Source organism: Streptomyces sp. NPDC002463 (assembly GCF_042889835.1).
In the GTDB taxonomy this organism is placed as follows: Bacteria; Actinomycetota; Actinomycetes; order Streptomycetales; family Streptomycetaceae; genus Streptomyces; species Streptomyces nymphaeiformis.
In genome coordinates this window covers 419767-437869 of the sequence record NZ_JBIARL010000003.1, presented here as the reverse complement: position 1 = coordinate 437869, position 18103 = coordinate 419767, and the positions used below count along the sequence as shown (strand labels likewise).

At 72.9% G+C, this 18103-nt stretch carries 15 protein-coding genes; 6 read left to right on the top strand and 9 right to left on the bottom strand.

The genetic code is table 11. The features are described from left to right. Positions 1 to 2: 2 nt before the first annotated feature. The 3 genes from ACFYX3_RS09825 to ACFYX3_RS09815 are packed head-to-tail and all read right to left on the bottom strand — an operon-like array spanning position 3 to position 3456. On the bottom strand, positions 3 to 872 hold the full coding sequence (locus tag ACFYX3_RS09825) for an ABC transporter permease (RefSeq protein WP_382663640.1): 870 nt from the start codon (positions 870 to 872) through the stop codon (positions 3 to 5). Then, positions 869 to 1822, bottom strand: coding sequence for an ABC transporter permease (locus ACFYX3_RS09820; protein WP_389010395.1), 954 nt, complete (start codon positions 1820 to 1822; stop codon positions 869 to 871). The genes ACFYX3_RS09825 and ACFYX3_RS09820 overlap by 4 nt, the downstream gene beginning before the upstream one ends. Continuing rightward, the gene (locus tag ACFYX3_RS09815; protein ID WP_389010392.1) at positions 1819 to 3456 is read right to left on the bottom strand and encodes an ABC transporter substrate-binding protein; all 1638 of its coding nucleotides are present in this window, start codon (positions 3454 to 3456) and stop codon (positions 1819 to 1821) included. Before ACFYX3_RS09815 ends, ACFYX3_RS09820 begins: the two co-directional genes overlap by 4 nt. A 145-nt stretch (positions 3457 to 3601) precedes the next feature. Between ACFYX3_RS09815 and ACFYX3_RS09810 the strand changes: the two genes are divergently transcribed. Then, entirely contained in the window at positions 3602 to 4657 is a 1056-nt protein-coding gene (locus tag ACFYX3_RS09810; RefSeq protein ID WP_389010389.1) for a LacI family DNA-binding transcriptional regulator, read from the top strand. 7 nt (positions 4658 to 4664) lie between these two features. Here ACFYX3_RS09810 and ACFYX3_RS09805 read toward each other — a convergent pair whose 3' ends face one another. Continuing rightward, positions 4665 to 6299, bottom strand: coding sequence for an amidohydrolase (locus ACFYX3_RS09805; RefSeq protein WP_389010386.1), 1635 nt, complete (start codon positions 6297 to 6299; stop codon positions 4665 to 4667). A 149-nt stretch (positions 6300 to 6448) separates the two neighbouring features. Between ACFYX3_RS09805 and ACFYX3_RS09800 the strand changes: the two genes are divergently transcribed. Further along, a complete protein-coding gene (locus ACFYX3_RS09800; RefSeq protein ID WP_385662958.1) occupies positions 6449 to 7159 on the top strand; it encodes a TetR/AcrR family transcriptional regulator in 711 nt (236 codons plus the stop codon). Between the two features lie 85 nt (positions 7160 to 7244). Here the strand turns inward: ACFYX3_RS09800 and ACFYX3_RS09795 are convergent, their stop codons facing one another. The 5 genes from ACFYX3_RS09795 to ACFYX3_RS09775 form a co-directional block, all read right to left on the bottom strand. Further along, on the bottom strand, positions 7245 to 8891 hold the full coding sequence (locus ACFYX3_RS09795; protein WP_389010384.1) for an IclR family transcriptional regulator C-terminal domain-containing protein: 1647 nt from the start codon (positions 8889 to 8891) through the stop codon (positions 7245 to 7247). Positions 8892 to 9035: 144 nt separating this feature from the next. Continuing rightward, on the bottom strand, positions 9036 to 9491 hold the full coding sequence (locus ACFYX3_RS09790; RefSeq protein WP_389010381.1) for a MaoC family dehydratase: 456 nt from the start codon (positions 9489 to 9491) through the stop codon (positions 9036 to 9038). A gap of 31 nt (positions 9492 to 9522) precedes the next feature. Continuing rightward, positions 9523 to 11037: a long-chain fatty acid--CoA ligase gene (locus tag ACFYX3_RS09785; RefSeq protein WP_389010379.1), complete on the bottom strand. Its 1515-nt coding sequence runs from the start codon at positions 11035 to 11037 to the stop codon at positions 9523 to 9525. Between the two features lie 10 nt (positions 11038 to 11047). After that, positions 11048 to 11917 carry an amidohydrolase family protein gene (locus ACFYX3_RS09780; RefSeq protein WP_382652815.1) on the bottom strand — a complete coding sequence of 290 codons (870 nt, stop codon included), beginning with the start codon at positions 11915 to 11917 and terminating at the stop codon, positions 11048 to 11050. 11 nt (positions 11918 to 11928) lie between these two features. Further along, positions 11929 to 12840, bottom strand: a complete 912-nt coding sequence (locus ACFYX3_RS09775; protein WP_359516681.1) for an SDR family NAD(P)-dependent oxidoreductase — start codon at positions 12838 to 12840, stop codon at positions 11929 to 11931. A 156-nt stretch (positions 12841 to 12996) separates the two neighbouring features. On the opposite strand from ACFYX3_RS09775, the gene ACFYX3_RS09770 reads away from it, so the two are divergent. The 4 genes from ACFYX3_RS09770 (at position 12997) to surE (ending at position 18084) form a co-directional block, all read left to right on the top strand. After that, the gene (locus ACFYX3_RS09770; RefSeq protein WP_389010374.1) at positions 12997 to 13854 is read left to right on the top strand and encodes a PaaX family transcriptional regulator C-terminal domain-containing protein; all 858 of its coding nucleotides are present in this window, start codon (positions 12997 to 12999) and stop codon (positions 13852 to 13854) included. A gap of 273 nt (positions 13855 to 14127) precedes the next feature. Next, positions 14128 to 15519 (top strand): NAD(P)/FAD-dependent oxidoreductase, encoded by a 1392-nt coding sequence (locus ACFYX3_RS09765; RefSeq protein WP_389010372.1) that lies wholly within the window; start codon positions 14128 to 14130, stop codon positions 15517 to 15519. Between the two features lie 103 nt (positions 15520 to 15622). Then, positions 15623 to 16891 carry an MFS transporter gene (locus ACFYX3_RS09760; RefSeq protein WP_389010369.1) on the top strand — a complete coding sequence of 423 codons (1269 nt, stop codon included), beginning with the start codon at positions 15623 to 15625 and terminating at the stop codon, positions 16889 to 16891. 119 nt (positions 16892 to 17010) lie between these two features. Continuing rightward, complete coding sequence (surE, locus tag ACFYX3_RS09755) at positions 17011 to 18084, top strand: 5'/3'-nucleotidase SurE (RefSeq protein ID WP_389010366.1); 1074 nt, start codon at positions 17011 to 17013, stop codon at positions 18082 to 18084. Positions 18085 to 18103 lie beyond the last annotated feature (19 nt).

Genomic DNA, 18103 nt, shown 5'->3' with positions numbered 1-18103 from the left:
GTTCACCGTTCCCGCTTCGCGATCCGGTCGGCGAGCCCCTCGCCGACGATGCCGAACGCCACCACGGCGAGCACGATGCACGCGGAGGGCGCGAGGGCCGGCAGCATCGCCCCCTGCAGGACGGCCGCCTGCCCCTCGTTGATCATGGCGCCCCAGTCGGCGGCCGGCGGCTGCACCCCGAAGCCGAGGAAGGACAGGGCTGCCAGGTCCATCAGCGCGTACCCGAAGTTCATCGCGGACTGCGCGAAGACCGTCGGCGCGATGTTGGGCAGCAGATGGCGTACGGAGACGGTCCAGCCGGACCAGCCCTGCACCCGGTACGCCTCGATGTACGGCCGGGCCTTCTCCTGCCGGGCGATGCCCCGCACGAGCCGGCCCACGTACGGGGTGTAGGCGACGGACATGGCGATCACGGGCGCGGTGAGTCCCGAGCCGACGACCGACACGAGCAGGATCGCGAGCAGCAGGCCGGGGATCGCGAAGACCATGTCCATGGACCGCGAGAGCACCGTGTCCACCCAGCCGCCGCGCCAGGCGGCCACCATGCCGAGGACCGTGCCGAGCAGGGTGGAGACGCCGACGACGAGCAGCGGCCCGAGCAGCCCGGTGCGGGCGCCGTACAGCAGTCGGGACAGGATGTCCCGGCCCGACTGGTCCGTACCGAGCAGATGGTCGCCCGTGGTGCCGACGAGACTCGACGACAGGTCGAGCGCGTCGGGGTCGTACGGGGCGAGGACGGGTGCGAGCAGGGCGACCAGGACGAGCACGGCGAGCACCGCGACCGAGACCGCGAAGAGCGGTCCCTGGCCGAACAGGCGCAGGGCGCGCAGCCCGGGCCTGCGGTACGGCACCGCGGAGGTGGTGGAGGTCATGAGGAGCCTTCCCCGAGGGAGAGACGGGGGTCGATGAGCGGGGCGAGCAGGTCGACGACGAGGTTGGCCAGGACGAAGGCCGCCACGCTGAGCAGCGTGATCGCCTGCACGACGGTGAAGTCCTTCGCGGAGACCGACTGCACGAGCAGCTGGCCGAGCCCGGGGACGTCGAAGGCGGTCTCGACGATCGAGGTGGAGATGAGGAGGCCGGCGAGCATCGTGCCGCCGACGGTGACGACCGGGCCGAGCGCGTTGCGCAGCACGTGCCGGCGGACCACGGACCGGCCCGCGACGCCCCGGGCCCGCGCCACCTCGACGTGCTCGCGGCCGAGTTCGTCGAGCATCGCCGAGCGGGTCACCCGGGCGAGGAGTCCCGCGAAGGACAGGGCCAGGGCGAAGGCGGGCAGGGTCAGCTGGTAGAGCCGCTCGGAGAGCGACGCCGGGGTGCCCCCGCCCGGTCCCGGGAACCAGCCGAGCTGCACCGAGAAGAGCGAGACGAGCGCGATGGCCGTCACGAACGAGGGCGTGGCGGTGGCGACACCGGTGCCGATGAGCACCGCCCGGTCCGGGATGCCGGGGCGCAGCGCGCCGAGGATGCCGGCCGCGATCCCGGTCACCGCGACGAGCACGGCGGCGTAGCCGACGAGCAGCATGGTGCCGGGCAGCCGGGAGCCGATGAGCGAGGCCACGTCCTGGTGGTACTGGGCCGAGCGGCCGAAGTCGCCGCTCAGGACGGAGCCGAGCCACTTCGCGTACTGCGTGATCAGCGGATCGTCGAGGTGGTGCTCCGCCCGCAGGGCCGCCACGGTCGCGGGGGTCGCGGGGCGGCCGTGCAGGAGGAACGACACCGGGTCGCCGGGGGCCAGGTGGACGGAGCCGAAGACCACGAGGGAGGTCACGAACAGCACCGCCACCAGGCCGAGGAGCCGTCCGACGAGGTAGCGCGTCATCGCTTGGAGGCCCCGATCGTCGCGGCCCACGGGAAGTAGAGCTGGGAGATGCCGGTCGGGGCGCCGGTGATCCGCTTGCCGAGGTAGACCGAGTAGGGCGACTCGTACACGGGGATGATGGGCAGCTCGTCCATGGCGATCTTCTGGAGCTTCGCGGTGAGTTCGGCGCGCTTGGCGGGGTCGGGCTCGGAGTTGGCCCGGTCGAAGGCGACGTCGTACTCGGCGTTCGACCAGCGGCCGTAGTTCCCGAAGTCGCCGGTGCGCAGGTACTGGTAGAACTCCAGCGGGTCGGGCGTGTTGTCGTAGCCGTTGGTGATGACCAGGTCGAGGCCCTCGCGGGCGGACGGGTCGACGAAGATGCTGCTGTACGCGTCGGGGGAGACCGGCTTCAGCTTGACGTCGAGGCCGATCCGGCGGCCGGCGTCCTGGACGGCGTTGGCGACCACGCTGATCTCGGGTGCGAGCGAGCTGGTGACGATCGTGATCGTCCGGCCGGTCGCGTGGGCCTCCTGGACGAGCTTCTTCGCGGCCTCGACGTCGTACGCGGGCTCGGGCAGCGTGTCGAAGAGCTCCGCCGTCTTCTCCGGGGCCAGCGCCCAGGCGCCGCGCGCGGCGGGGGCCTTGGCGGGGACGCCGACGCCGCCGGCCGCGGCCTTGATGATGTTCTTCCGGTCGAGCGCCATCGACAGGGCCTTGCGCACCTTGAGGTTGCCGAGCGTGCCGTGGAAGTCGAGGACCGCGAGGTCGGCGGCGGCGGTGTTGGGGCCGAAGAGGAGCGAGCCCTTGTTCCCGGCGCGCAGCTGGGCGAAGGAGGAGGACGGGACCATGTAGCCGCCGTCGGCGGTGCCGGAGAGGAAGGCGTTGGAGCGGGCCGCGGCGTCCTCGATGAAGGTGAACTTCACCTTCTCGGACTTGGGGGCGAGCGAGGCGTCCCAGTAGGCGGGGTTCTTCTTGAGGGTGATGCTGTCGCCCTGGGCCCAGCTCTCCAGGGAGTACGGACCGGTGCAGTTCAGCTTGCCCTTGGGGGTGCCGTAGTTCTTTCCCTCCTCGGCGAGCGAGGCGGCGCTCACGACGGTGCCGGGGGAGGCGGCCATCAGCTCGGAGAAGAGGACGTCCTCCTTGCCGAGGCGGATCGTCACCTCCAGGGGGCCGGTCTTCTCGATGGCGTCGACGCTCTTGAAGGAGGAGCCCCAGGGGGAGCCGGTCTTCGGGTCCATCTGGCGCTTGAGGGAGGCGACCACGTCGTCGGCGGTCATGGTGGTGCCGTCGTGGAACTTCACCCCGGGACGCAGGGTGTAGACGAGGGTCCGGGGGTCGGGCTGCCGCCACTTCACGGCGAGGCCGGGCACGATCTTCATGTCGGGGGTGACCCGCAGCAGCTGCTCGCACACGTTGGCGAGGACGGTGTTCGGCGGGTAGTCGTACGCGAGGGCGTAGTCGAGCGTGTACGGCTCGGCGTAGAGGGACCACGTGAAGGAGTCCAGGGGGCCCTGCGCGGTCGGAGAGGTCGGGCTGACCTTGAAGTCCGCGCCGCCGCCGGCGACGGGCTGCTTCGTGGCGCCGGAGCAGGCGCTGGTGGTGGCCGCGAGGGCGGCGGTACAGGCGAGAAGCGCGAGGGCTCTGGGCATGCGCATGGGGAGGGACCCACCCCTTTACAGGTGTAGTGACGGGCTCGGGGGGATGGAGCGAGTATTGGTGCGGGAACGTTCCCGCACAAGACCTGCACACGACTTTGCGGGAACGGTTTTGCAGAGGTCACGGGGGTGGCACCATCACCCCATGACCGAAGCTTCAGGGCACGGCGGGCAGCCCTCGCCGCCCATCCCGCGCGTCCGCCTCGTCGACGTGGCCCGTGAGGCGGGCCTGTCCAAGACGACCGTCTCGGCGGCGCTCAACGGCACCGGAAGACTCTCCCCCGAGGTGCGGGAGAAGGCCCGCGAGACCGCGCGCAGAATGGGCTACCGGCCCAACGCCACCGCGCGCCAGCTGCGCGCGGGACGGGCCCGGCTGATCGGATACGTGGTCGGCGAGTTCGCCGCCACTCCATGGACCTTTCTCGAGTCGCCGTACTTCGCAAGACTGACCGGTGCCACCGCGGCCACCGCGTTGCGCCGCGGCTACGCCGTGGTGCTGCTGCCGGCCGGCTCCCTGCAGAGCGAGTGGGCCGACCTGTCCCTCGACGCGGTGGTCGTCGCCGACCCGGTCGCCGACGACCCGGTCGTCGAGGACCTGCTCGCCGCCGGCATCCCCGTCTTCACGGACCGCTCCGTCGAAGGGCTGCCGGGGGCCTACTGGGTGGACGTCGACGCGGGCGGCGCCGTCCGTGAGGCCTTGGACCACCTGTGGCAGCAGGGGTCCCGGCGGCCGGTCCTCGTGGTGCCGGACAGCACCACCCGCTTCCACATCGAGGTGTACGCCGCGCACCGGGAGTGGTGCGCCGCCCACGACCTGCCGGAGCGGGTCGTGCGCGTCGCGGAGGCGGGCAACGGGCCGGTGGTGCAGGGAGTCGAGACCGCCCTGGCCGGTGAAGGCCGGGATCGTCCCGACGCCCTCCTGGTCGTGGCCGAGGCGAGCCCGCCCCTCGTCCTGGAGGCGGTGCGCCGCCACGGGTACGAGGTCCCGGACGACCTGCTGGTCGTCCTGGTCAGCGAGGACGCCACGGCCCTGCACACCCAGCCGCCGGTGACCACGCTGAGCCTGCGGCCCGAGGCGGTCGCGGAGGCCGGCGTCGAGCACCTGGTCGCGGTCCTGGAGCACGGCCGCCGGGAGCCCGCCGGGACACTCGTCCCGACGCGCCTCGACGTCCGGGCGTCGTCGGTGCGACCGAGGGCCTGAGGCCCGGTCAGACCGAGTGGACCAGCCGACCGCCGACGTACGTCCGCTCGACCCGGGCCTCGGCGATCTCCTCCGGCGGGCCGGTGAGGATGTCGCGGTCCAGGACGACCAGGTCGGCGAGGTTGCCGGGGCGCAGGCTGCCGGTGTCGTCGAGACCGTTCACGTGCGCGGTGCCCGCCGTGTAGGCGGCGAGCGCCGTGGTGAGGTCGATGCGCTGCTCGGCGTAGAAGATCCGGTCGTCGGTGGCCTCGGGGTCGCGGCGGTTGACCGCGACGTGGATGCCCTCGATCGGGTTCGGGCTGCTGACCGGCCAGTCGCTGCCGGCGGCGAGCGTGGCCCCGGCCCGTACCAGATCGCCGAACGGGTACTGCCAGGCGGCGCGCTCGGGGCCCAGGAACGGGATGGTCAGCTCGTCCATCTGCGGCTCGTGGGCGGCCCAGAGCGGCTGGATGTTCGCGATGGCGCCGAGCGCCGCGAACCGCGGCAGGTCGTCGGGGTGCACGACCTGGAGGTGCGCCAGGTGGTGGCGGTTGCCGCGGCGCCCGTTGGCGGCGATCGCGGCCTCGAGGGCGTCCAGGGCCTCACGGACGGCCCGGTCGCCCAGGGCGTGGAAGTGGACCTGGAAGTCGAGGGCGTCGAGCTCGGTCACGTACCCGCGCAGCGCCTCGGGGTCGACGAAGCTCAGCCCGCTGTTGGCGGTGGCGCAGCCGCAGCCGTCCAGGTACGGGGTGGTCATCGCGGCCGTGAAGTTCTCCGCGATGCCGTCCTGCATGATCTTGATCGTGCCGGCACGGAACCGGCCGGCGGTGAACTTCTCGCGACGGGCGACCAGTTCGGGGATCTGCTCGGAGCCCCGCTCCCGGTCCCACCAGAGCGCACCGGTCACCCGGGCGGTCAGCGAGCCGTCGACGGCGGCCGTCAGATACGCCTCCGACGGGTCGGCCATGCCGCTGAAGGTGCCGAGCAGCGCGTCCTGCCAGGCGGTGATGCCGAGCGAGTGCAGCAGCTTCTGGGCGCGCAGCAGACCGGCGAGCCGGTCCTCGGCGGTGGCCTCGGGCACCAGCCGGGCGACGAGCCCGATCGCGCCCTCCTGGAGCACGCCGCTGGGGGTGCCGTCCGCCTCCCGCTCGATCCGGCCGTCCGCCGGGTCGGGGGTGTCGGCGGTGAGCCCCGCGAGCTCCAGGGCGCGGGAGTTGGCCCAGGCGCCGTGGTGGTCACGGTTCGACAGCAGGACCGGCCGGTCGGGTACGACGGAGTCGAGCAGCTGCCGGGTGGGCAGCCCGCCCTCGAAGCTCTCCATCGACCAGCCGCCGCCGGTGATCCAGGCCCGCTCCGGGTGGGCGTCCGCGTACTCCCGGACCAGCTCCAGGTAGTCGGCGACGCCGACCGTGCCGGTGAGATCGCACTCCGCCAGTTCCTTGCCGCCGCCGACGGCGTGGATGTGGGCGTCCTGGAAGCCGGGGAGCAGCAGCTTCCCCGTCAGGTCGACGACCTCCGTGCCGGGCCCCACGAGGTCCCGCACCTCGTCGTGCCCGACGGCCACGATCCGCTCGCCGACGACGGCGAGTGAGGTCGCCCGGGTGCGGGCCGGGTCCGCCGTGAAGACGGGCCCGCGGGTGAAGACCAGATCGGCCGTGGTCATGGGCGCTCCAGAACTTGTGGTGTGGTTGGGTGGGCGCCATGCAAGCGGGCGGGCGGTTCACACGTCAATGGCGTTGACGTAAGGTTCCGGCCATGAAGGCACGCGGAGGGCCGTTTACACGTCAACTACGTTGACGTAATGTTCCGGCCATGTCCGAACGCGTCGTCCCCGAAGGCAGTCGGCAGCGCCGCCGCCCCACCAAACAGGGCGCCGTCCTCTCGGAGCGGCTCATCGTCGACACCGCGCTGCGCCTGATCGCGCAGCACGGCGCGGAAGCCCTCTCGGTACGGAGACTGGGCGCCGCGCTCGGCGCCGACCCCACCGCCCTCTACCGCTACTTCCGCAACACCGACGCCCTGCTCCTCGCCGTCGCCGACGAGATGATCGGCCGCGCGCAGGAGGGCTGGACGGCGACCGGCGACTGGCGCACCGACCTCCGGGCGATGGGGCTGCGCATCAACTCCTGCTACCGCAACAACCCGCAGGCCGCGGCCCTCGCGGCGCACCGCACCACCGGCCGCCCCCACGAGACCCGGGCCGTCGAACGGATCCTCGGCATCCTCCGGGGCGCCGGCTTCCCCGACGACCTCGCCGTCCGCATCTACCACGCCTTCGTCGACCAGGCCCTCGCCTTCGCGGCCCAGGACGCCGCGGCGGCGGCCCTGCCGACGGCTGCGCGGGAGAAGGACGAGGAGGTCTGGCACGCGGTCTACGGACGGCTGTCCCCCGACACCCACCCGAACATCGCCGCGACGTTCCCCCTCCTGGCCGCCGACATGCGCGACAGCGGCTACCCGTTCGCCCTGGAACTGATGCTGGCGGCGGTGGAGGCGCTGCGTCCGCCGGAGGCGGGCGCCTGACGCCGCCGGGGCCCGCGCCCTGCGGGGCGGTGCCCCGTGGAACGCATGCCCACAACGGCGGGGAGCGGGCCCGGAACAGACGCCGTCAGCCCGTCGGCACCGACGAGAAGCGGCCCACCGCCGCCACGTCCCCGCTGATCCGTCCCGCCGTCTCCCGCAGCGCCGGCAGCAGTGCCGTCAGGCTCTCCTCCGGTGTGGCGCGGCCCGCGTGCAGGGCCACGTTGACCGCGGCGATCGCCCGACCCTCGCGGTCGGTGACGGCGACCGCGAGGGACCGCAGGCCCTCCTCCAGTTCCTGTTCGACCCACCCGTAGCCGCGCGCGGCCGTCGCCGCCACCACCTCGTCGAGCCCCTCGCGGGTCGTCACGGTGTACGGGGTGAGCGCCGAGGGCGTGATCCGCCGGAGGCGCTCGGCGCGCTCCTCCCCGGGCAGGGCACCCAGCAGGACGCGGCCCATCGAGGTCGCGTACGCCGGGAGCCGGGTGCCGACCGTGATGTCGATGTGCATGATGCGGGTGCCGGCGACCCGGGCGACGTACCGGATGTCGTCCCCGTCGAGGACGGCGACGGACGCGGACTCCTGGACGCGAAGGACCAGGTCGACGAGGTGCGGGGTCGCGATCTCCGGCAGGCTCAGGCCGGAGAGACGGGTGTGGCCGAGCTCCAGGACCCGGGGCAGTACGACGAATCCGCCGGGCTCCTCCCGTACGTACCCCAGATGGCGCAGGGTGATCAGCGACCGGCGTGCCGTCGCGCGGGGGAGCCCGGTCAGCCGGGCGAGCTCGGAGAGCCGCACGGGTCCCCGGACGGACCCGAAGGCGCGCAGGACGTCGAGGCCGCGCGCGAGCGACTGGAGGAAGCCCGAGCCGAGCTCCTCCTTCAGTACGGCCACGGGCGCCGGAGCGCCGCCTGCGGGTGCGGCGCCGACGGGTGCCGCCGCCAGCGCGGCCTCCATCGCCGCGACCGCCCGGCGCAGCGGCGGGAGCGCCTGTTCCACGAGGGACTCGGCGCTGTGCCGGTTCGTGTGGCTGACGACGCCGACCGCGCAGACCACCGCGCCCCCGGGTCCCCGTACGGGAAGGGCGACGGAGAGCAGTCCCGGCTCGAGGATCTGGTCGTCCACGGCCATGCCGCTCTCGCCCGCCTCCCGTACCCGCTCCAGGAACTCGGCCTCGACCTCGTCGGGCGGTACGGAAGAGGGCCCGGTGTCCGGCGGGTCCTGCGCACGCCGGGCCCGCCACCGCGCGCGATCCTTCGCGTCCCACCCCGCGGCGAACAGGGCGCCGGGCGCGCACCGTTCGGCCGGCAGGAGCCCACCGGGCCGGAAGGACGTCGCCATGGCGCGCCGACGGGCGGCCTGGGTGAGGAAGCGGACCCCGTCGCCGTCGGGGACGGCCAGGGACACCGACGCGTCGAGCGCGTCGGCGAGCGCTGCGACGTGCGACCCGAGGAGCTCGGGGAGTCCGCAGGAGGCGAGGTAGGCGTTGCCGAGTTCGGCGGCCCCCGGGGCGAGGAGCAGATCGCGTCCCTCCGTCCTGAGGACGCCGAGGCGGACGAGCGTCGTCGCGATCCGGTCGATCGTGGAGCGGGCGAGGCCCGTCGTCCGGGCGAGGTCGCCCGGGCGGTGGCGGACGTCGGCTCCCGAGGCCATCGCGCGGAGCACGGCGAGCCCTCGTGCCAGCGGTCCGACGAGCTCGTCGGGTGCGCCCTCGGCCTCGGCGGTCTGCGGCATCGTCGGGGCTCCTCGGGGTTTGTCGCGGCTTCTCGGGGCGGTGGGGGCGGGGAAACCGTACCGCCGCCCTCGCCACGACCCGGCGCGCGGTACGCGGAAGGGGGCGGCCGCGTCAGCGTCCACCCCCCTCGGCGTACACCGGGATCAGGCGAAGAAGCGGTACACCGCCTGCGCGACGCACGCCGGCTTGGGGACGCCGTCGATCTCCACGGTGAGGTCCACGACGACCTCGACACCGCCCTTGACGTCCTCCACGGACACCACGCGGCCGTGCGTGCGGATCTTCGAGCCGACGCGCACGGGGGAGGGGAAACGCACCTTGTTCAGACCGTAGTTGACGGCCATCGACACGCCCTCGACCTGGAGCAGCTCGCTCCACATCGGGATGAGCAGCGAGAGCGTCAGATAGCCGTGGGCGATGGTGCCGCCGAAGGGGCCGGCGGCGGCGCGCTCGGCGTCGACGTGGATCCACTGGTGGTCGTCGGTGGCGTCGGCGAAGGTGTCGACACGGGGCTGGGCGATCTCGACCCAGGAGCTGTGACCGAGGTCGGCCCCTGCCTGGGCCTTGATCTCGTCGATGCCGTGGACGGTGAGAGCCATGGTGGTACTCCTTGTGTAGGGAAGGGGGGGTTCAGGCGCCGTAGCGCGCCCGGATCGGTGCCTTGAGCAGCTTCCCGGTGGCGTTGCGGGGGAGGTCCGGGGCGAGGACGACGCTCTTGGGGATCTTGTAGCGGGCGAGCCGGGCCTCCAGGTGGGCGATCAGCTCCCCCGCGGTGACGGTCGCTCCCGCGCGGGTGACGACGACGGCGCGTCCCACCTCGCCCCAGCGGGCGTCGGGCACGCCGATGACGGCCGCCTCGGCGACGTCCGGGTGCCCGAGCAGGGCGTCCTCGACCTCGGCCGGGTAGATGTTCTCCCCGCCCGAGATGATCATGTCCTTGAGGCGGTCGACGAGCCGTACGTAGCCGTCCTCGTCGACCGTGGCCACGTCGCCCGACCGGAAGCGCCCCCCGTCGCGGAAGGCCGCGGCGGTCGCCTCCGGGAGGTTCCAGTAGCCAGGGGTCACGTTCGGTCCCGCGACGACGACCTCGCCCTTCTCGCCGGGCCCGGCCTCCTCGCCGGAGGGCAGCAGCACGTGGACGTCGGTGAAGAAGTGCGGGACGCCCGCCGAACCGGCGCGGCTCATCGAGTCGGCCCGGTCCAGGATGAGGGCGCCCGGCGCGGTCTCCGTCATGCCGTACCCCTGCACGAAGGCGAGGCCCCGGTCCAGATAGGCCTGTGCGGTGCGGGTCGGCACCGGGGCGCCGCCGCACAGCAGGTTGCGCAGACTGGTCAGGTCGGCGTCGGCCCACCCGGGGGCCGCGGCCATCGCGTCGTACATCGTCGGTACGCCGAACATGCAGGTCACCCGGTGCCGTTCGATCAGCCGCAGGGTGCGTGCGGCGTCGAAGGAGGTCTCCAGGAGGACCGTGCCGCCCTTCAGGAGGATCGGCAGGCAGCTCATGTTGAGGGCGCCGGTGTGGAACAGCGGTGCGGCGACCAGGGCCACCTCGTCGCCGGCGAGGTCGGTGTCCACGACGACGTTGAGACTGTTCCAGACGATGTTGCCGTGGGTCAGGACGGCACCCTTGGAACGGCCGGTCGTGCCCGAGGTGTACATGATGAGGCAGACGTCCCCGTGCCCCACCTCCTCGTCGACCGGCTCCGTCGACGCGGCCGCGAGCAGCTCCTCGTACGAGGCACCCGGCCCGCCGTCCACGGCGAGGACGGTGCCGACGCCGGCCGCCTCCGCCAGCTCCGTCACCCGCTCGGGCGACTGCCCGGCGTGCACCAGGACGGTGCTGCCCGAGTCGGTCAGCTGATGGAGCAGCTCCGGTACGGCGAGGCGGGTGTTGAGCGGGACGAACACCGCTCCGAGGAGTCCGGCCGCGAACAGCGTCTCCAGGTACGAGGGATGGTTGGGGCCGAGGAACGCCACCCGGTCGCCGCGCTCGACTCCGGCATCCCGCAGGGCGTGGGCCAACCGCGTGCAGCGGTCGTGGAGTTCGGCGTAGTCGATCGCGCGGCCCTCGTGCAGAAGGGCGGTGCGCCGTGGCGACCTGCGGTCGCGGCGGGCGGGCCAGGAGCCGATGCCCTGGTTGCGCATGGGGTACCCCTCAGTTTCCGGTGAGCCCGAGCAGTCGGGCCGCGTTCTCCTTGAGGATCTTCGGACGGACCTCGTCCTTGATCGGGAGCTCGGCGAAGTCCGCGAGCCAGCGGTCCGGCGCGAGCAGCGGGAAGTCGGAGCCGAACAGCACCTTGTCCTTCAGCAGGCTGTTGGCGTACCGGACCAGCTGCGGCGGGAAGTACTTCGGCGACCAGCCGGACAGGTCGATGTACACCTGCGGCTTGTGGGTGGCCACCGCGAGCGCCTCGTCCTGCCAGGGGAAGGACGGATGGGCGAGGACGATCTTCATCCCCGGGAAGTCGGCGGCGACGTCGTCCACGTCCATCGGGTTGGAGTACTTCAGCCGGATGCCCCCGCCGCCGGGAGCGCCCGCGCCGATGCCCGTCTGCCCGGTGTGGAAGACCGCGATCGCCCCGGCGTCCTCGATCGCCTCGTACAGCGGGTACGCCATGCGGTCGTTGGGGTGGAAGGCCTGGATGTTCGGGTGGAACTTGAAGCCCTTCACCCCGTACTCGTCGACGAGCCGCCGGATCTGACGGACCGCCGCCTTCCCCTTGTACGGATCGACGCCGGCGAACGGGACGATCACGTCCGGGTGCTGCAGCGCCGCCTCGGCGATCTCCTCGTTCGGCACCGGCGGGGTGCCGGTCGCGGACTCCGCGTCCACCGTGAACACCACGCACGCCATCTGCCGCTCGCGGTAGTACGTGGCGATCTCCGGCAGCGTGGGGTGGCGGTGCTCCGCCTTGAAGTACGCCCCGGCGGCGGCGTCGAGCTCGGCGGAGAGCGACGCCCCGCCCTTCTCGGACACCTCGGCATGGGTGTGCATGTCGATGGCGACGAGCGCGTCCACGTCCATCGGGCCGGCGCTCACAGCTGCGGCGCCGGGATGCCGAAGGTCTCGGGGGTGCGTCCGACGGTCACCGGCCAGGCGGCGGCGATCGCGTCGGCGCTCCAGCCGCCGTCGGCGTACGCCACCGACACCTCCTGCGGGTGCGACCACAGGGAGAGCTTGTCGCCGCCGATGCCGACGCACTGGCCGGTCACACCGGCGGACGCGTCCGAGGCGAGGAAGGTCACCAGACCCGCGACGTCCTCGGGCGTGCCGAAGCCCTCGCCCTTGCGCAGGCTGTCCGGGAACGCGATGCCGTCCCGCTCCAACGCCTCGACGTGCGGGGCGAAGACGGGGATCGTCTTGGTCATCGCGGTCGCGGCGACCGGGATGACGGCGTTCGCGGTGATGCCGGCCTTCGCCAGTTCCATGCCCCAGGTGCGCACCATGGCGGCGATCCCGGCCTTGGCGGCGGCGTAGTTGGTCTGCCCGAAGTTGCCGCGCTGGCCGGCGGGGGAGCCGGCGACGACGATCCGGCCGCCCTCGCCCTGGGCGCGCATCTGCTCGACGGCGGCGCGGACGCAGGTGAAGGTGCCGCGCAGGTGCACCTCGACGACGGTGTCGAAGTCCTCGTCGGTCATCTTCCACAGCACCCGGTCGCGCAGGACTCCGGCGTTGGTGACCATGACGTCGAGCCGGCCGTAGCTGTCGACGGCGCGGGCGACGAGGGCCTCGGCGGCCTCGGTGGAGCCGACCGGCACCACCTCGGCGACGGCGCGGCCGCCGTCGGCGGTGATCAGGCGCACGGCCTCGACGGCGGCCTCGGTGTCGACGTCGTTGATCACCACGGCGGCGCCGGCGGCGGCCAGCGAGCGGGCGTAGGCGAGGCCGAGTCCGCGGCCGCTGCCGGTGACGACGGCGACCTTGCCGGAGAGATCCACATGAGTCATGAACGGGGGTCCTTTCCCGTGAAACGCGGTGCGGGGCGCGGGAGATCGCGACCGGACACGCACCGTCGAGCGAACAAGTTAGGCATTCTTTTGTCGGCCGTCAATAAACTGCCGAAGATTGCGGCGGGTCGCCGGATCCCGCCCTACGCTGTCCCCGTGACACAGCCCGCCCCGACCGCCGAGACCGGATCGCCCGCCGAACCCGGCTCCTCGCCCCGCCCCCAGTCCCTGATGCTGACCTTCTTCGGCATCCACGTCCTCGGCACCGGAACCGCCCTGTCCTCGGCGAGCGTGATCGACGCCTTCGCGCGCGTGGACGTCGGCGAGGACGCCGTCCGGTCGACCCTCACCCGCATGGTCGGCCGCGAACTCCTCGAACGGCACCGCCGCGGACGCCGGATGTACTTCTCGCTCACGCCCCGGGCCGCGGAGGTCCTCGCCGACGGCCAGCAGCGGATCCACCGCACCGGCGCCGTCAACCGCGCCTGGGACGGCACCTGGACCCTGGTCGGCTTCTCGCTGCCCGAGTCCTGGCGCCGGGAGCGGCACGACCTGCGCTCGCGGCTCATGTGGGCGGGCTTCGGCCCCCTGCAGAGCGGGCTCTGGGTGGCTCCCGGCCGGGTCGACGTCGCGCCCATCGCGACCGAGCTCGGGTTGGGGGACCGTATCAGGGCCTTCCACGGCGAGGCCGCCGCGCCCACCGGGGCCGGGGACCTGCTCCGTACCGCCTTCGACGTCGACGCCATAGCCGACGGATACCGCGCCTTCCTCGCCCGCTGGGGCGAAGGCGCCGCCCCCCGCGAGGCGCGCGACGACCTCGGCCGGCTGCTCCTGCTCCACACCGACTGGCTCGACCTCGTCCGCCGCGACCCCCACCTGCCCGCCGAGCACCTGCCCGCCGACTGGCCCGCCGAGGCCGCGGAGACGCTCTTCCGGGAACTCTCCGCCCGCTTCGAGCCGGGGGCCAGGCGGATCGCGGACGAGATCCTGGACCGCTGGGAGCCGGAGGGGTAGCGGTCGGGTGGGCGGGGCGACCGCCCGGGTGGGCCGGGCGCCGGAGGGCCCACCCTGCGGGGAGTCCAGGGGGCGGCGGTCTGACCGCCCGGGTGGCCGGGCGCCGCCCGACGGCCGGGAGCCGGCGCGCCGACCTGCGGGGCGTCCCGGAGTCGGCCGGCCCGGGCGCTCTTACGTCAACACCATTGACCTTGCCGTACGCGGCGGAGTCTCATGGCGGCACTTCGGAGACGCCCCGCGCCCGGGCGTCTCCGCGACCCCGAAGGAATCCCCATGGACCACCTCAGCTCGCTCCGGGACGTCGACCACACCCCGTTCTGGCTCGACGACCCCCGCCGGCCGCAGCCCGCCCCCGCCCTCGTCGGCGGCACCACCTGCGACCTCCTCGTGGTCGGCGGCGGCTACACCGGCCTGTGGACCGCCCTCCTCGCCAAGGAGCGCGACCCCTCCACCGACGTCGTGCTCGTCGAGGCGGACGAGGTCGGCGGCGCCGCCTCGGGACGCAACGGCGGATTCTGCGAGTCCAGCCTCACCCACGGCCTCGCGAACGGCCTCCAGCGCTGGCCCGAGGAGATCGGCCGCCTGGAGCGCCTCGGCCGCGAGAACCTCCGGGGCATCGAGGACGCGATCGAGCGGTACGGCATCGACTGCGACTGGGAGCGCACCGGCTCCCTCGTCGTCGCCACCGAGCGCTACCAGCTCGACGGCCTCGCCGAGGAGGCCGAGGCCGCCGCCCGCTTCGGTGGCAAGCCGCTCCTCCTGGACGCCGACGCGGTCCGCGCCGAGATCGACTCCCCGACCTTCCTCGGCGGCGTGTGGAACAGGGACGACGTCGCCATGGTCAACCCCGCCCGGCTCGCCTGGGGGCTCAAGCGGGCCTGCCTCGACCTCGGCGTCCGCATCCACGAGCACACCCCCGCCACCTCGCTCGACGAGCACGGTGCCGTCGTCGCCGTCGGCACCCCCTACGGCCGGATCACCGCCCGCCGCGTCGCGCTCGCCACCAACGCCTACCCGTCCCTGGTCCGGCGCCACCGCCCGTACACCGTCCCCGTGTACGACTACGCGCTGATGACCGAGCCGCTCACCGAGGAGCAGCTCGCCTCCGTCGGCTGGAAGCGCCGCCAGGGCTTCGCGGACTGCGCCAACCAGTTCCACTACGTCCGGCTCTCCGCCGACAACCGCATCCTCTGGGGCGGTTACGACGCCGTCTACCACGGTGGCCCGGTGCGAGCCGAGCACGACCGCCGCCCCGAGACGTACGCGACCCTCGCCGAACATTTCTTCACGACGTTTCCGCAGCTCGAAGGGGTTCGGTTCAGTCACGCCTGGGGCGGGGCCATTGACACCAGCACCCGCTTCTGCGTTTTCTTTGACACGTGTCACCAAGGGAAGGTCGCCTACGCCGCCGGATTCACCGGGCTCGGCGTCGGCGCCACCCGCTTCGGTGCCGACGTGATGCTCGACCTGCTCGCGGGTGAGCACACCGAGCGCACCGACCTGGAACTCGTACGACGCAAGCCCCTGCCGTTCCCGCCCGAGCCCGTCCGCTCGCTCGGGATCAACATCACCAGGTGGTCGATGGCGCGGGCCGACCGGAACGAGGGACGCCGCAACCTCTGGCTGCGCACCCTCGACCGCTTCGGCCTCGGCTTCGACAGCTGACCCGCACCACCTCGCAGCACCGCACCACCTCGCACCACAGGACCCGCTCACGCATGACCCGTCGCACGCCCGCCTCCCGGGGGCCGCGGCCGAGGAGAACGACATGAACGCATCCGAAGTCCGGCCGGAGGCCCCGGCCGAGTCGGAGCCGAAGACCCCCGGCCCGGCCACCGGAGGCCGAGGCGCCCTGTGGCGCCTGATGCCCATGCTCACCATGGCCAACGCGGCCATGTACATGGTCTACATGGGCATCGGCGTCGTGCTCCTGCCCGTCCAGGTCGAACTGGTCGACCCGGCGAACAAGGTCGCCGACTTCGGACTCGTCTCCGGTGTCGCCGCGATCTTCGCGACGCTGTTCAACCCGCTGGCGGGTCTGCTCTCCGACCGCTCCGGACGGCGCAACCCGTGGATCCTGGGCGGCGGTCTGGCGGCCCTGGGCGCGCTCGCGTTCCTCGGCGCCGCCCGCACGGTCCTCCTCGTCACCATCGCCTGGTGCCTCGTCCAGGCGATGATGAACATCTACCAGGCCGCCCTCACCGCCGTCGTCCCCGACCGCGTCCCCGTCGAACGACGCGGCCTGGCCTCGGCGATGGTCGGCATCGGCACCCCCATCGGCTCCGCCGTCGGCATCTCCACCGCCGCGCTGTTCGTACCCTCCGACATCCCCCTCGGCTACCTCGTCTTCGGTGCCGTGATCGCCGGCGCGGCCGTCCTCTTCACCGCCGTCGTGCGCGAGCGCAAGCGGCCGGCGGGCGAACCGGTGCCGCTGAGCAGGCAGTTGGCCGCCTTCGCGGACACCATGAAGTCGGCCGACTTCCGCTGGGTCTTCATCGGCCGCTTCCTGATGATGCTCGGCTTCTTCTCCGTCTCCCTCTTCCAGATGTACATCCTCCAGGACCACATCGCCCTCCCCGAGGGACTCGACCCCACCGAGGCCGTCGCCTTCATCGCCCCGATCGACGCCGGCGTCACCCTCTTCGCCACCGTCCTCGGCGGGCTGCTCTCCGACCGCATCGGCCGCCGCAAGCCCCTGGTCGGCATCTCCTGCGCCCTCTCCGGCCTCGCGATGGTCGTCCCGGTCGTCAAGCCCGACTGGACCGGCATGCTGGTCTTCACCGTCATCGCGGGCCTCGCCTTCGGCTGCTACATGGCCGTGGACACCGCCCTCGTCACCCTGGTCCTGCCCAGCGCCGACGACGCGGCCCGCGACATGGGCGTCCTCAACATCGCCAACGCCGGCCCGCAGATCCTCGCCCCGTTCCTGGCCGCGATGCTCGTCGGCGCGATCGGCTACGACGGGCTGTACCTCACGGCCGCCCTGATCACCCTGGTCGGCGCGGCGGCGGTCATTCCGATCAAGTCGGTGTGCTGAGCGGGTACGTCCGCACAGCACCACCCCCAGACTCGCGGCCGTCCCGGAGCCGCGACGCCGGGCGGCGCGACCTGACCGAGCGCCGCCCGGCACCCCTCCCCACCGAAGGGACCACGCCCATGTCGTCGAAGACGTCGACCACGCGAAGAATCGGACTCGCGGCCCTGGCGGCCGCACTGCTCGCCGCGACGGGAGTGACCGCGTACGCCACCACGCCCCAGAAGGCCGCCCCGCTCCCGCTGGCCGGGATGCGGATCCTGATCTCCGACGACGACTCGATGCAGGCGGCGAAGGCGAGCAACTCCGACGGCCTCGGCCTGTACGAGCTCCGCCGCGCGATGTGCGCCGCCGGGGCCGACGTCGTCGTCATGGCGCCCTGGCAGGTCCAGTCCGGCAAGGGCACCGCCGTCACCAACGGCGGCGTCCTCACCGCCCAGCGCCGCACCGCCCTGCCCGCCGGCTACGAGGACGACTGCGCCCAGGCCCCCTCCGGGGGAGCCGTCTACGGCGTCTGCCTCGCCGACGGCTCCTGCACCGAGGACTCCCCGTCCGCCACCCCCGCCGACACCGTCAAGCTCGCCCTCCGCGCCGGCCTCAAGGCCAAGGCCGGCTGGACCGGGGCCCCCGACCTCGTCCTCACCGGCATCAACTCGGGACCCAACGTCTCCGCCCAGGTCAACGACTCGGGGACGGTGGGCGCCGCCGTCGCCGCGATCGACCAGCACGTCCCCGCGATCGCGTTCTCGTCCGCGGGCGACGAGACGAACACGTTCTTCCCGCGCGTCAACTACCGCGCCAACGCCGAGTTCGGCGCCCGCTTCGTCGCGGGCCTCCGCCAACGCGGCCTGCTCACCCCCGACTTCGCCCTCAAGGTCGACTACCCCGATGTCAGCACGGGCACCCCCGCCGGACCGCCCCTCTGGACGCGCGTCGGCCACGGACAGGTCGTCTGGCACGCCTACGAGCAGACCGGCGAGAACTCCTTCGCGATCGGCCTCGGCCTCTGCGAGGAGACGCCGGGCGACCCCTGCACCGAGACCGTGAAGGACGCCGACTCCACCGCCCTGTTCCGTGAAGGCCGGATCGCCGTGGCACCGGTGACCGCCGACCGCACCTACGGCGTGCGGGAAGCGCACCCCGAGACGCTGCGGAAGATCCGCGCGTACGTCGAACACGACGCCCCTCGCCGCTGACGCTTCAGCACCCCGCCTC

Bases quoted from the DNA above. Each gene is read 5' to 3' on its own strand.
- ACFYX3_RS09810 (WP_389010389.1), top strand. From the start codon at position 3,602: ATGACCGAAGCTTCAGGGCACGGCGGGCAGCCCTCGCCGCCCATCCCG.
- ACFYX3_RS09795 (WP_389010384.1), bottom strand. From the start codon at position 8,891: ATGCCGCAGACCGCCGAGGCCGAGGGCGCACCCGACGAGCTCGTCGGA.
- ACFYX3_RS09765 (WP_389010372.1), top strand. From the start codon at position 14,128: ATGGACCACCTCAGCTCGCTCCGGGACGTCGACCACACCCCGTTCTGG.
- ACFYX3_RS09805 (WP_389010386.1), bottom strand. From the start codon at position 6,299: ATGACCACGGCCGATCTGGTCTTCACCCGCGGGCCCGTCTTCACGGCG.
- ACFYX3_RS09790 (WP_389010381.1), bottom strand. From the start codon at position 9,491: ATGGCTCTCACCGTCCACGGCATCGACGAGATCAAGGCCCAGGCAGGG.
- ACFYX3_RS09785 (WP_389010379.1), bottom strand. From the start codon at position 11,037: ATGCGCAACCAGGGCATCGGCTCCTGGCCCGCCCGCCGCGACCGCAGG.
- ACFYX3_RS09775 (WP_359516681.1), bottom strand. From the start codon at position 12,840: ATGACTCATGTGGATCTCTCCGGCAAGGTCGCCGTCGTCACCGGCAGC.
- ACFYX3_RS09800 (WP_385662958.1), top strand. From the start codon at position 6,449: ATGTCCGAACGCGTCGTCCCCGAAGGCAGTCGGCAGCGCCGCCGCCCC.
- ACFYX3_RS09760 (WP_389010369.1), top strand. From the start codon at position 15,623: ATGAACGCATCCGAAGTCCGGCCGGAGGCCCCGGCCGAGTCGGAGCCG.
- surE (WP_389010366.1), top strand. From the start codon at position 17,011: ATGTCGTCGAAGACGTCGACCACGCGAAGAATCGGACTCGCGGCCCTG.
- ACFYX3_RS09815 (WP_389010392.1), bottom strand. From the start codon at position 3,456: ATGCGCATGCCCAGAGCCCTCGCGCTTCTCGCCTGTACCGCCGCCCTC.
- ACFYX3_RS09780 (WP_382652815.1), bottom strand. From the start codon at position 11,917: ATGGACGTGGACGCGCTCGTCGCCATCGACATGCACACCCATGCCGAG.
- ACFYX3_RS09820 (WP_389010395.1), bottom strand. From the start codon at position 1,822: ATGACGCGCTACCTCGTCGGACGGCTCCTCGGCCTGGTGGCGGTGCTG.
- ACFYX3_RS09825 (WP_382663640.1), bottom strand. From the start codon at position 872: ATGACCTCCACCACCTCCGCGGTGCCGTACCGCAGGCCCGGGCTGCGC.